This window comes from Sulfitobacter dubius (assembly GCF_027214245.1).
GTDB classification, from domain to species: Bacteria; Pseudomonadota; Alphaproteobacteria; order Rhodobacterales; family Rhodobacteraceae; genus Sulfitobacter; species Sulfitobacter dubius_A.
Window position 1 is genome coordinate 584,194 of sequence record NZ_JAPWHM010000003.1, and the last position, 12,559, is coordinate 596,752.

Annotated in this window: 13 protein-coding genes and 1 riboswitch; of the genes, 2 read left to right on the top strand and 11 right to left on the bottom strand. The window is 62.0% G+C overall.

Annotated features, from left to right (window positions below):
- Positions 1–37: 37 nt before the first annotated feature.
- The 3 genes from O4H31_RS09895 to O4H31_RS09905 form a co-directional block, all read right to left on the bottom strand.
- Positions 38–853: a DUF1206 domain-containing protein gene (locus O4H31_RS09895; protein ID WP_269345269.1), complete on the bottom strand. Its 816-nt coding sequence runs from the start codon at positions 851–853 to the stop codon at positions 38–40.
- A gap of 81 nt (positions 854–934) precedes the next feature.
- Complete coding sequence (locus tag O4H31_RS09900) at positions 935–1,450, bottom strand: DUF6446 family protein (protein ID WP_269345270.1); 516 nt, start codon at positions 1,448–1,450, stop codon at positions 935–937.
- On the bottom strand, positions 1,447–2,394 hold the full coding sequence (locus tag O4H31_RS09905) for a glycine--tRNA ligase subunit alpha (RefSeq protein ID WP_269345272.1): 948 nt from the start codon (positions 2,392–2,394) through the stop codon (positions 1,447–1,449). Before O4H31_RS09905 ends, O4H31_RS09900 begins: the two co-directional genes overlap by 4 nt.
- Positions 2,395–2,549: 155 nt before the next feature.
- Here O4H31_RS09905 and O4H31_RS09910 point away from each other — a divergent pair, with 155 nt between their 5' ends.
- Positions 2,550–4,406: a serine protease gene (locus tag O4H31_RS09910; RefSeq protein WP_269345274.1), complete on the top strand. Its 1,857-nt coding sequence runs from the start codon at positions 2,550–2,552 to the stop codon at positions 4,404–4,406.
- A gap of 66 nt (positions 4,407–4,472) precedes the next feature.
- On the opposite strand, the gene O4H31_RS09915 is transcribed toward O4H31_RS09910, so the two are convergent.
- From O4H31_RS09915 to O4H31_RS09945, 7 genes are all read right to left on the bottom strand, one after another.
- Complete coding sequence (locus tag O4H31_RS09915; protein ID WP_269345276.1) at positions 4,473–5,921, bottom strand: TrkH family potassium uptake protein; 1,449 nt, start codon at positions 5,919–5,921, stop codon at positions 4,473–4,475.
- Between the two features lie 81 nt (positions 5,922–6,002).
- Positions 6,003–6,251 carry a hypothetical protein gene (locus O4H31_RS09920; RefSeq protein ID WP_269345278.1) on the bottom strand — a complete coding sequence of 83 codons (249 nt, stop codon included), beginning with the start codon at positions 6,249–6,251 and terminating at the stop codon, positions 6,003–6,005.
- Positions 6,248–6,379 (bottom strand): hypothetical protein, encoded by a 132-nt coding sequence (locus tag O4H31_RS09925; protein ID WP_269345280.1) that lies wholly within the window; start codon positions 6,377–6,379, stop codon positions 6,248–6,250. Before O4H31_RS09925 ends, O4H31_RS09920 begins: the two co-directional genes overlap by 4 nt.
- Before the next feature lie 87 nt (positions 6,380–6,466).
- Positions 6,467–7,558: a GTP cyclohydrolase FolE2 gene (folE2, locus tag O4H31_RS09930; protein ID WP_269345282.1), complete on the bottom strand. Its 1,092-nt coding sequence runs from the start codon at positions 7,556–7,558 to the stop codon at positions 6,467–6,469.
- Between the two features lie 77 nt (positions 7,559–7,635).
- A complete protein-coding gene (gene metZ / locus O4H31_RS09935; protein ID WP_269345284.1) occupies positions 7,636–8,826 on the bottom strand; it encodes an O-succinylhomoserine sulfhydrylase in 1,191 nt (396 codons plus the stop codon).
- 65 nt (positions 8,827–8,891) lie between these two features.
- Positions 8,892–8,968: riboswitch (SAM riboswitch) on the bottom strand.
- 62 nt (positions 8,969–9,030) lie between these two features.
- Complete coding sequence (locus tag O4H31_RS09940) at positions 9,031–9,636, bottom strand: inner membrane-spanning protein YciB (RefSeq protein ID WP_269345286.1); 606 nt, start codon at positions 9,634–9,636, stop codon at positions 9,031–9,033.
- A 10-nt stretch (positions 9,637–9,646) separates the two neighbouring features.
- Positions 9,647–10,549, bottom strand: coding sequence for a DMT family transporter (locus O4H31_RS09945; protein ID WP_243262657.1), 903 nt, complete (start codon positions 10,547–10,549; stop codon positions 9,647–9,649).
- A gap of 63 nt (positions 10,550–10,612) precedes the next feature.
- Between O4H31_RS09945 and O4H31_RS09950 the strand changes: the two genes are divergently transcribed.
- On the top strand, positions 10,613–11,098 hold the full coding sequence (locus O4H31_RS09950) for an MgtC/SapB family protein (protein ID WP_259984687.1): 486 nt from the start codon (positions 10,613–10,615) through the stop codon (positions 11,096–11,098).
- Positions 11,099–11,131: 33 nt separating this feature from the next.
- On the opposite strand, the gene ftsY is transcribed toward O4H31_RS09950, so the two are convergent.
- Positions 11,132–12,502, bottom strand: coding sequence for a signal recognition particle-docking protein FtsY (ftsY, locus tag O4H31_RS09955; protein WP_269345293.1), 1,371 nt, complete (start codon positions 12,500–12,502; stop codon positions 11,132–11,134).
- Positions 12,503–12,559 lie beyond the last annotated feature (57 nt).

Below are 12,559 nucleotides of genomic sequence, written 5' to 3' on the forward strand. Positions count from 1 at the left end.
GAGTGCTAGGCGGAGGGTCTAGCCCCCCGCCCTGCGTTTAATCCAACAAGGTGCGGATATCGGGGTCGGAGAATTTCGGCACCACGCGGTAGCCCGCTTCGACGAAGTTATAGACCGCAAAGCCAATCAGCCCCAGCCCAGCACCGCCCAGAAGGAAACGCCCAAAGGCCATGCCGCGCAGGCTTTGCAGCGCCTCGCCCAGACCGCCCGCCTGTGCGGGGTTCGCGGTCAGCGCCGCATAGCCCAGTGAAAAGGCAACCAACCCCAAGATACCGCCATAGATAATCAGGCCAATCTTCACGATGGGGTCGATGCTTTCGGTGAACTGGGTGCGCGCCAGATGACCCTTATATTTTCCGCTCCAACCTTTGTAGGCATAGTAGATGCCTGCGCCCAACAAGATCAGCGCGCCAGCGGCCACGATATAGCGCCCGGCGGGCATCGCCATCAGCTTTTGCGTCCAGTCCTGCGCGGAACTGCCGCCGGAATTCTTGCCGCTCATCGCCAAGGCCAGAACGGAAACGCCGATACCGCCGTGGATCAGCCCGGTCGTGACTTGCCCCAACCGCGCGATCAACCCCTTGGCGTCGGTCCCGTGATCTTCGACATCCTTCACGCCCGCAGCCACGCGCCAGACCAGATAGGCAAGTAGCCCGATGCCGATCGCGATGAGTGCCGGAATACCGTATGGCTCATCCCGCAGCGCCGCGAGGGCGTCTTTCGTGCCCGAGGCTTGGGTGCTTTTGACGGCGGCCAATAGGGCCAGCCCCCCGATGATCGTATAGATCACCCCGCGCGCGCCGTAGCCCGCGCGCATCACCCATTTCAGCCCCTCATGTGTTTTTTCCGACATTTTCGCCCCCGTTCTATGTGGGGACAAGCGTTCGGCAGCGCCAAAAGGTTCCGCGCAAACAGGCCGCGCCTGCGTTTAAGATCAGTCGGCGGGGCGTTCGGGGCAAGCCTCTCCTATCACGGTCCCGTCATAAGACTTCTCGCCGCAGTCGTTCAGCTCATGCCAGATGTAGCCGCGGCCATCGTCGGTTAGCGCCACGATCCGGTCGACCCCGTAGTGCACGTTCTTACCGCCGAGGAAGGTCAGCGCGGTGCCAGCCTCAATCTCAGCCCCGATGGCGGGGGCGTCGAAACAATCGAACCAGCCCGGGGCGTTACGCGGATCTGTAGGGTCGGTCATCTCATAGGTCTCGGTGGCCATGGCGAGGCTGATGTCATGCTCGAAACAGGCGCGGAACCGGATCGGAGAACTGTCGGCGTCAATGGCCTGTAGGTTCTCCGCCGCGATCTCCTCCGGCTCCTGCGTCGTCAGAGAGACGAGTTCGACCTTGGCCTCGGGCACCTCGTGATAAAACCCATAGATCTGCAAATAATAGAGTGCAGCCCCGGCGATCAGTGCGGATACAAGGATCACGATACAGACAATCTTGCCGCTCATGCCGCGCTGTCCGCCTCAGGCGTCCAGCCGCCCGCACGGGTCTGCACGAAGGCATCGGCGCATTGTTTGGCCAAGGCCCGCACGCGCCCGATATAGGCCTGTCGCTCGGTGACCGAGATCACGCCGCGCGCGTCGAGTAGGTTGAAGATATGGCTGGCTTTGATGCATTGGTCATAGGCCGGATGCGCCATGATAATGCGTTTCCCGGTTTTGGGATCTTCGGCGGGCTGCTCAAGGATGAACTGGCAGTGCGCCTCAGCCTCGTTGAACTGATCCAGCAGCACCTCGGTATTGGCGGTGTCAAAGTTCCAGCGCGCGAATTCTTCTTCGGTCTGTTTGAACACATCGCCATAGGTCAGCGGGATCGGCGCCTCTGGGCTATTGAAGGGCATGTCCATTACGTGGTCGACGCCCAGCACATACATCGCCAGACGCTCCAGCCCGTAGGTCAGTTCGCCCGAGACCGGGTGGCAGTCATGACCGCCGACCTGCTGGAAATAGGTGAACTGCGACACTTCCATCCCGTCGCACCAGACTTCCCAGCCTAGACCCCATGCGCCCAGCGTCGGGCTTTCCCAGTCGTCTTCGACAAAACGGATGTCATGCAGCGCCATGTCGATGCCAATGGCCTCAAGCGAACCGAGGTACAGTTCTTGCAACTTGGGCGGGCTGGGTTTGATCAGCACCTGATACTGGTAGTAATGCTGCAAACGGTTAGGGTTTTCGCCATAGCGCCCATCGGTGGGGCGACGCGAGGGCTGAACATAGGCCGCGGCCCATGGCTGCGTGCCGAGACTGCGCAGCGTGGTGGCCGGGTGAAAGGTGCCCGCGCCCACTTCCATGTCATAGGGTTGCAAGATCGCGCAGCCCTGCCGCGCCCAATAGCTCTGCAATGCAAGGATGATCTCTTGAAAAGAGCGTGGTTTCTGCGCCGCGTCAGACATGGTGATTGCCCCTTTATGATGCGCGCCTTTCCTACGTCTGCAATCCATGGGGGTCAATCGCAGCTTTGTGAGAAATTCGCCCCCTTTGCCATGGCATTTGCGCTGCTTTCCGGCGTAATCTGGCTCGGATTTGGTTTTGCGAGAGTTGAGTGACGATGAAGCGAATTCTACGTGCCCCGGTGGCGATCTTTTTGGCCCTGAGCCTGTCTTGGGCCAGCCTTGCGCGGGCGCAATCGGCGGAGGATATCGTTTGGGTCCAGATCGAGGCGCAACCCTCGTTGGCCGAAGCAACCGACCGCGCACGTGCCTATGAGACCCTGTTGGATGACGTGAATGGCTTTTCCCTTGGCGGCGGTTGGTACGGCATCGCCGTGGGCCCCTACCGGCGCGAAGATGCGGAACTGGTGCTGCGCAGCTATGTGCGCGACGGTCTGGTGCCGCGTGACAGCTTCATCCAGCAGTCCAGCCGTTTCCAGCAGCAGTTCTGGCCTGTGGGCGACAACGTTCTGGAAACCGGCGTTATCGACGCCCCCGCAGGCGTAGATGGCGTTGAGCCAGAGGAAGCCGCAGCGGGCAGCACCACCCCCGACGTCACCACAACCCCGCTGGACGCGACAACGACCGAAGGCGAGGCCGACGCCGCTGAGGCAGAGGCCGAAACCGCTCCGGCCCCCACCCCGCCAGAGCCGGATGAGACCCCGGCAGAGGCGCGCCGTTCGGAACGCGCCCTCTCGGCGCAAGAGCGCAAAGACCTGCAAATCGCCCTGCAATGGGCCGGTTTTTACGACGCCGCAATTGATGGTGCTTTTGGCCGGGGCACCCGCGCTTCTATGGGGGCATGGCAGGCGGCGAACGGATATGACGAGACTGGCGTGCTGACCACCCGGCAGCGTGCCGCGCTGATTGCCCAATATAATGCCGTGCTCGATGGGCTGGGCCTGCAAATGGTGCGCGATGAGAAAGCCGGGATCGAGGTTATGATGCCCACGGCTGAGGTCGAATTCGCCCGCTACGAGCCGCCCTTCGCCCATTACGACACCAGCGGCAACATCGGCGCACGGGTGCTGTTGATCAGCCAGCCGGGCAACCAAGATACGCTCTACGGTCTTTATGACATCATGCAAACGCTTGAGATCGTCCCCTTGGATGGCCCGCGCGAACGCAAGCGCAACTCCTTTGAGTTGATCGGCGAGAACGGCAGCATCATCAGCCAGACGCAGGTCTCGCTGGAAAACGGTCAAATCAAAGGGTTCACCCTGATCTGGCCCGCCGGGGACGAAGACCGCCGCCGCCGCGTGGTGGCTGAGATGTCCAAAAGCCTGACCCGCCTGCCCGGCGTGTTGGACGCCGCCGCAGGCAACAGCGACGCGCAGGCGATTGATCTGGTCGCGGGTCTGCAAATCCGCCAGCCCAAGATCGCCCGCAGTGGCTTTTTCATCGACGGCAATGGCGCGGTTGTCACCACGAGCGAGGTTGTCGCCTCCTGCTCCCGGGTAACGCTGGACGCGGATACCGATGCCACTGTGATCGCCACCGATGACGCACGCGGGCTTGCGCTGCTCAAACCCGAAAGCCGTCTCGCCCCGCTGGCCGTGGCCGAATTCAGCAACGGCGCACCGCGTCTACAATCGGAAATCTCTGTCGCGGGCTACTCCTACGAAGGGGTGCTGAGTGCTGCGACCCTGACCTTTGGCGCGCTGTCGGACCTCAAAGGGCTGAACGGGGATGAAAACCTCAAACGCCTGTCGGTCAACGCCCAGCCCGGTGATGCCGGGGGACCGGTCTTTGACAAGAATGGCCATGTGGTGGGCATGTTGCTCCCCCAGACCGAGGCGGACCGCAAACTGCCCGAAGACGTGAGCTTTGCCCTTGATGGAAGTGTGATCCTTAAGGCGGCGCAAGACGCAGGCTTGGGCAGCAAACAGGCGCAGGGGGCCACGAGCCCGATCGCGCCGCGCGATCTGACGCTGCGCGCGCAGGGCATGACGGTCTTGGTTAGCTGCTGGGAATAACGCGGGGGGCTCAGCCTCAAGCGACAAAAGCAAAGGGCGGTGCCATCGGCGCCGCCCTTTCGCGTTTCAAGCGCGCCAGAATTTCGCGGTGAACATGACATAGACCGCCAGCAATTCCAGCCGCCCGATCCACATGGCGATGATCAAAATCCACTTCGCCGTGTCGTTGAGGCTGCTGAAGTTCCCCGCCGGGCCGATGATCTCTCCCAACCCCGGGCCGATGTTTGCCAGCGCCGCCGCCGCGCCTGAAACGGAGGTGACGAAATCCAACCCCGTCAGGCTTAGCGCGACCGAGATCAGGCCGAGCGATACGACGAAGAACATGAAGAAGGACATCACCGAGCTCAGCACGTCCGCCCCCACCGGGCGGCCATCGTAGCGCGGGGTAAAGACACCATGGGGCGAGCGGATCCGCCGCAACTGCGCGCGGATCGAGGCAAAGAGCAATTGATAGCGAAAGATCTTGATCGAACAGGTGGTCGAGCCCGCGCAGCCGCCGATCAGGCCGATGAAAAAGAACAGCGCCACGGCGAAGCTGCCCCATTTCATATAATCCGCCGACGCATAGCCGGTGCCCGAGATGATGGAGGTGATGTTAAAGATCGCTTCCCGCAAGATCCGCTCGGACTCGTAGGTCGTGCCGCTGCGCAGGACGAAAAAGACAATCACCACCAGAAAGGTCAAGGTCATGAAAAAGCCGCGCACCTGCGGGTCGCGGTGCAGGGCCACGGGGTTGCCGTTGATAAGCTGCACGTAGCGCACGAAAGGCAAGGCCGCGAGGATCATGAAGATCGCCGCGACATATTCGGCGGGGCCAGAGAAGGTGCTGAACGAGGCATCGTAGTTGGAGAACCCCCCGGTCGACACCGTGGTCAGCGCGTGAACCGTCGCGTCGAAGGTGCTCATCCCGAGGGCGAGATAGCTCAGCATACAAGCCAGCGTCAGCCAGAGGTAGATCACGGAAATCTGCGTCGCGATTTGCCCCGCGCGGGGCAGGATTTTACCAAAGGTGTCAAAAGATTCGGATTTGAAGATCTGCATACCACCGACCCGCAACTCGGGCAGGAACACCATGGCGACCACGACGATACCGATGCCGCCCAGCCACTGCAGAATACCGCGCCAGATTAGAAGCCCCTTGGGCAGCTCTTCCAATCCGGTCAGCACCGTGGCCCCGGTGGTCGTCAGCCCCGACATCGCCTCGAACATCGCGTCGGTGACGCTGGCATCGGTCGCGCCCAGAACGAAGGGCAAGGCCCCGAACAACGGCAGCATCAGCCAGACGCCGGTGGTGAGCATAAATGTCTGTTGGATGGTGAGCCCTTCGCGGACCCCGTTGGCGCTGGCAAGGGCGATCATACCGCCGCCCAGCGTGGTGATCAGCGCACTTTCGACGAAGACCCACCATTGACCCCGGCCCTCGGCCAGATCGACCAAGATCGGGATGATCATGGCAAGGCCAAGCACGGCCACCAAAAGGCCCACGACATATCCGACAGGTCGTATATCCAACATGGGCGCAGCGTTGGCTTGGCCGCTCGTCGCTGTCAAGCCGAGACGGGACCGGGGCGCGATTTGGCCCCGGTCCGTGTCGTCTTAGATGTAGTAGAGGTCTTTGAAAACGTGGTGAACGATGTCATCACGCTTGATGCCCATGGCGGACAGTTCTTCGTCGCTTTTCGCTTGCAGGATTTGGACCTGTTCAAAACGGCGGTGGGCGGTGGAGCCCATCATGATGCCATGACCGATCCCCGCAAAAAAGCGACGCAGACCGGCGCCGGCGCGCCGTAGCCCTTCGAGAGGTGAGACGGAATGGGCGGGATGAGCAGTGCTCTGGTAGGTCATCTGATTGCCTTTGCAATTTCCAGTATTTCGATGACCGTTAGATAGGCAATGCTGCGCCGCAGCAGAACCGACGTTTTCGCATAGCCGCTGGTCGGGACTTGCAGGGCTGACGAGGCGACATTCGCCATTTTCGTCCTAATGCACGCGAAATGCCCCGCAAAGGGGCGCGGCGCGGGCTGCGGACAACCCATGCGCGATTACCGCGTCGCGCCGGATCAGCCGACGTGAAAGAGCGTGTTGAAAAGCTTGGGGTCGATGCTTTGCGCCGCGAAGGTCTCGCCTTGGGTCAGCACGCTGATCGCATCGTGGCTGTGCAGGCTTTCTTGATGGCTGGCGACAATGCGGAAATCCCCCACCCGTCCATCGGCCAAAAGCTGTTCACAAAACAGCCGCGCGGCATCCTCAACAAAGATCGGATTGGCGGCGTTGAGTTCGGCGAAAGCCTGTTCGTCTTCGCGTTTGACCATGACCTGCGTCTCGGTCGGCACGGCGCGGCGGCAAATTTCGATGAGGTCTTCGAACCACAGGCAATCGCCCTCGTCCTGCGTCTCGACCGAAATGCGCGCCACGGAACGCTGCGAATGCGGCGTGGCCAATTGCCCGCGCGTTTCCCGAGCGTGTTCACTGAGTTCCAGCGAACAGGGGCAGGTGCTGGAATAGACGTAATCAAGATGCACGATCTTTTTGCGCTCTCCGTCCTGCTCAACCAGTTCCAGTGCGATGTCGTAATACTGATAGCCCGTCAGCCCCGAGCGGAGACTGGCAGTCTTCATCGGGAAAGAGAACCGCATCTGGATCCGCGCGTCCAAGCTTTCGAGATCGGTCTTATAATCATCCAGCGCCGCTTCGATCACCTCAAAGCTAAAGGTCGCCTCTGCATGGCGGTAAAAGCTGCGCATGATGCGGGACATGTTGATGCCCTTCTTCTCCGCATCAAGCGACACCGAACCGGTCACAGATGTTTCCAGCCGCATATCCCCGCCCTCACGGCTGCGGTAACGGATCGGCAGGCGAAAATTCGAGATGCCGACATGCTGGATCAACTGCTGCGCGCCGCGGATCAGGCTGGAGGGACCGTTTTGCAAATCCGGCAGGCTGGCGCGGTAGTTGGCACCGGCGGTGAAGTCCTCGGGGTAGGCACGGCTCAGCACCGGGTAGTCCGCGGGCGCGAGCATCCGCGCCATCGCCGGGTCGAGGGCTGCAATCTCTGCCGGGGTGGCCGTTTCCGCCCAAGCGCGCAGAGTGGCGAGCGCAGTCTCCGCCGCGCTTCGATCCGGTGTTTCGGACATCTCAGTCACGATATTCATTGCGCGGCCCTCCGGTCTGTCATCCTCAATGTATGATGCGCGGGGAAAAAATGCCACCGCGCCCGCGACACATCAGGTCAGGCTTGCGTCGCCGCCGCCAGCGCTTGCAGCAGATCAGCCTTGAGATCGCCAGTATATTCCAGCCCCACGCTGATGCGAACCAGCCCCGGCGTGATGCCCAAAAGGTCTTTGGTTTCCTGCGGCAAACGCTGGTGCGTCGTGGTGGCCGGGTGGGTCACGATGGTCTTCGCATCGCCAAGGTTGTTAGAGATCACCCCCACCTTTAGCGCATTCAGGAAGGCGAAGGCCGCCGCCTTGCCGCCGTTGAGGTCAATGGACAGCACGGTGCCCCCTGCCCCCATCTGCTGCATCGCCAGCGCGTTTTGCGGATGGGCGGATAGGCCGGGGTAAATCACCCGCGCCAGTGCCGCGTGGCCTTCAAGCGCCTCGGCCAATTCCTGCGCGCTGGCCGCCTGCGCCCGTACCCGCAGGTCGATGGTTTCCAACCCCTTGAGCATGATCCACGCTGTAAAAGGGCTCATCGAGCCGCCGGTGTGTTTCATGTAATGCTCAAGCGTGCCGCGGATGAAATCGCGCCTGCCCAGCACCACACCGCCAAGCGCGCGGCCCTGCCCATCGATATGTTTGGTCGCCGAATAGACCACCACATCCGCCCCCTGCGAGATCGCGCGGGAGAACACCGGCGTGGCAAACACGTTATCGACCACCACCAGCGCGCCCTTGGCATGGGCCAGTTTGGCGACGGCTTCGATGTCGATCACCTCAAGCGTGGGGTTGGCGACGGATTCAAAGAACACCGCGCGGGTGTCCTCGCGGATCGCGGCCTCCCACGCGCCTAGATCGCTGCCGTCGACGAAAGTGACCTCCACCCCGTAGCGGCCAAGGATTTCTTCGAGCACATATATACAGGAGCCGAAAAGCGCCCGGGCCGACACCACATGATCGCCCGCCTTCAGCATCGAGATCAGCGCACCCGACACCGCCGCCATGCCGCTGGCCGTGGCAAAGGCATCTTCGGCCCCTTCCAAGGTGGCGATGCGGTCTTCGAACATCGCGACCGTCGGGTTGCCATAGCGGGCATAGATGAACTCATCCGGGCCAGTTTCCTCAAACCGGGCTTCGGCCTGTTCGGCACTGTCATAGACGAACCCTTGGGTGAGGTAGATCGCCTCGCTCACCTCGCCATATTGGCTGCGGCGGGTGCCTGCGTGGATCGCTTGAGTGCGCGCGTGACGGTCGTTGCTCATGTATCTCATCCTTCCGGCCCGACCTTGCGGGCATAAAAAAACCCCAGACGCGGCCAAGCGAAAGGGGGTCTTTCATCCTGACCTTTTAGCGGCATGTTTAACGTGGCCCACAATCCGGTAACAAATCGCCACGCGGGGTGGATTACGCCGCGCGACGCTGCAGGTCAACAGTTTCGCGCGGGGCATTGGTTAAATTTGAGCGGATCAGCCTTGGTCTTTCTTCTCGCCATAGGCTTCGAACAACTTGCCCTGCGCCATGAAGAAAACGAAAATCGCTGCCGTCAGGCCGAAGGTTTTGAAATAGACCCAAGTGTCGGTCGAAAAGAACCGCCAGATCAGCTCATTCGCCAACGCCAGACCAAAGAAGAAGAACATCAGCCGCTTGGTCAGCAGCATCCAGCCCTCATCGCGCAGCGGCATCATCTCTTCCATGACGTATTTCAGGTAGGACTGCCCGCGCAGCAGGCCCACGGCCAAAAGGCCGCCAAAGAGCACATAGATCAACGTCGGCTTCATCTTGAAGAACCGGTCGTCGTTCAGCCAGACCGACAGCCCGCCGAAAATCACCACCAGCACCACGGTGGCGACCTGCATCCGGCTGAGCTTGCCCGTCAGCGCCCAGAGCGCGCCGGTCGACAGCACCAGCAGCGGCACGAACATCGCGGTGACGACGATAAAGCCGTCGTATTCGGTCCCGCCAAAGGTATAGGTGTTATCCTTGAGCCACAGATAGGCGACGAGGAAGGCCAGCACCGGCCCGTATTCCAAGCCTGCACGCAGCATTGGGTTGATCTCTCTTGGTTCTGACATGCCTGTTCCTTCAGCCGCCCATTTCAACAATCACCGCCCCGGCCGCGATCAACGCCATCAGCGCGATGCGGCGCGGGCCGACGGTTTCTTTCAGCACCAGCACCCCGATCAGCGCGGCAAAGACGGTCGATGTCTCGCGCAGCACCGCCGCCTCGCCCACCTTATCGAGCCGCGTGGCCAACATGACCGACCCAAAGCTCGCGAATGCGATGAACCCGCCGATCACGCCGCGCAGCATCAGCGGTGCGACCTCGGGTGGGTTCTCCATCCGGTGCCAGCGCCGCCATGCAATCACCGGCATCACCAACCCATCGATCATGAAAAACCATGCAAGGAAGGTGAAAGGATCCGCCGTGGCTCGGATGCCGTATGCGTCATATGTGGTGTAAAGCGCCACGAACAAGCCCGTCAGTACCGCCAGCCCGAGCGCCGCGTGCAGCGTATCTCGCGCGGCGACCAGATTGCGCAGGTTATAGAGGGCAAGGCCGAAGATACCGCTCAAGAGCACCGCTACACCCAGCCATTGCACCGCGTTGAACCGCTCGCCAAAGATCAGATAGGCCCCCACCACGGCAAAAAGCGGCCCCGTGCCGCGCACCACCGGGTAGACCACCGTATAAGCGCCCTTGGTATAGGCCCAGGCTTGCAACAGCTTGTAGATCACATGGATCACGAAAGCGCCGAGGAAAATCAGCCACATATGCGGCTCGGGCCATGGCACGACGAACAGCGCAAAGGGCGCGGCCATCACACCATAGGAGACATCAATCGCCCCGCGCGTGAGCCACGGATCATGCCGCCCCTTTTGCAGCGCGCCAAAGACGGCATGCAAAAAGGCCGCCGAAAGCGCCAACCAGAGCGCCGCAGTATGCCCCGCGGGCGTGCCTTCGATCGACAGGATCCATTCGGTCATCGCGGAACCACCACAGCGGCGAAAGGTTTATTCCTCAAAGCCTTTATCATCAACGGAAATTCCATGTTTGAAAGCCTGCTCGCCGATCTGACCAACAGCTTTTCCAAAGTGCCCGTCACGGTTGCCGCGGCGCGGCTGCTGATGGCCGCGTTTCTGGCGGGTGTTGTGGGGTTTGAGCGCGAGCGGCGGGACAAGCCCGCGGGGCTGCGCACCCATATCATGGTGGCCATCGCCGCCTGCCTGTTCATCATCATCGGGCAAGAGCTGGGCAGTCTGGAGTTCGGAGAGGGCGACCAGATGCGCTTTGATCCGCTGCGTTTGATCGAAGCGGTCACGGCGGGCGTGGCCTTCCTCGCCGCGGGGATCATTTTCACCTCCAACGGCGAAGTGCGCAACATCACCACCGGCGCGTCGATGTGGTTGGCTGGGGCCATTGGTCTGTCCTGCGGCGCGGGGCAAATCCTGCTGGCCTGCCTCACGGCGGGGATCGTCGTTGCCGTGCTCACCGTGTTGCGCCAGATCGAAAAACTGCTTGGCACCCATGATTGAACCGGGCCGCCGACCGCAGCGGCCAAGAGTGCGCTAGCCATCCGTGCCCACCAAAGCAGCGGCAAATTCATCCGGGTCGAAGGGCGACAGATCATCGATCTGCTCCCCCACGCCCACGGCATGGATCGGCAGACCGAAACGATCCGCCAGCGCCACCAGAACGCCCCCCTTTGCGGTGCCGTCGAGCTTGGTCATCACCAGACCGCTGACGTCTGAAATCTCTTGAAAAACCTTCACTTGGTTCAGCGCGTTTTGCCCGGTCGTGGCATCAAGCACTAGAAGGGTGTTATGCGGCGCGGTCTCGTCCTTCTTGCGGATGACCCGCACGATCTTGGCCAGCTCCTCCATCAGGTCGCCCCGGTTTTGCAACCGGCCTGCGGTGTCGATCAGCAGCAGGTCGGCGCCTTCCTCTTGCGCGCGACCCATGGCGTCGAATGCAAGGCTGGCCGGATCGCTGCCATGGGCTGCGGTCAAGACCGGCACGCCCGCACGATCGCCCCAGACCTGCAATTGCTCCACCGCAGCGGCGCGGAAGGTGTCGCCTGCGGCGATCACGACCTTCTTGCCCGCCGCGCGGAATTGTGACGCCAGTTTGCCGATGGTTGTCGTCTTGCCAGAGCCGTTCACGCCGACCACCAGCACCACCTGCGGGGTCTTGGAATAGATCGGCAAGGGCCGCGCCACAGGCTCCATGATGCGGCTGACTTCGCTGGCGAGCAGTTGTTTGATCTCCGCCACCGAGAGTTTCTTGCCAAAGCGCCCTTCGGCCATATTGGCGGTGACCCGTAGCGCGGTGTCAACGCCCATGTCAGCACTGATCAGCAGTTCTTCGAGCTGTTCGAGCATCTCATCGTCCAGCGCGCGGCGCACCACAGGCTGCGCCGTGCTGCGGCCCATCAAACGGCCCAGAAGGCCTGGCTTCGCAGGAGCGGCCCCTGCTTCGTCGAGCGCAGGGGCGACCGGGGTCATGGCTTGGCGCAGATCCACGGCGGGCGGCACTTCATCGGGGGCTGGCGCGGGTTCGGGATCGACCGCTGGCGGCACCTGTTCCGGCTCGGGCGCGGGCTCCGGATCTGCGGGCTCAGGTGGTACCGCTGGCGCAGGCTGAGGGGTGGGCTCGGGAATGGTGACGGGCGTCGGTTCTGGCATTGGCGCGGGCGTTGGTTCTGGCATCGGCGCGGGTTCGGGGGTTTCCTCCTCCTGCTCAGCCGCCAACATCGGGCCGCTGTCGTCCTGCCCATCGGGCATCACATCCGACGCCGCGCCGGGCTGGTCCATCACCGCATCCACGGGGGCCGCTTCGGCCTCCGTTTCGCCGCCATCGCTGACAATCGCCTCTAGCCCCTCGTCGATCTTGGACGAGGATTTGAACAAGCGGTCCTTGAGCTTCGTGAAGAAGGCCATCGGCGTCTCCCATGCAGTTTCGTCTTGATCTATAGGCTTGCCCGCGCAGATGGAAGG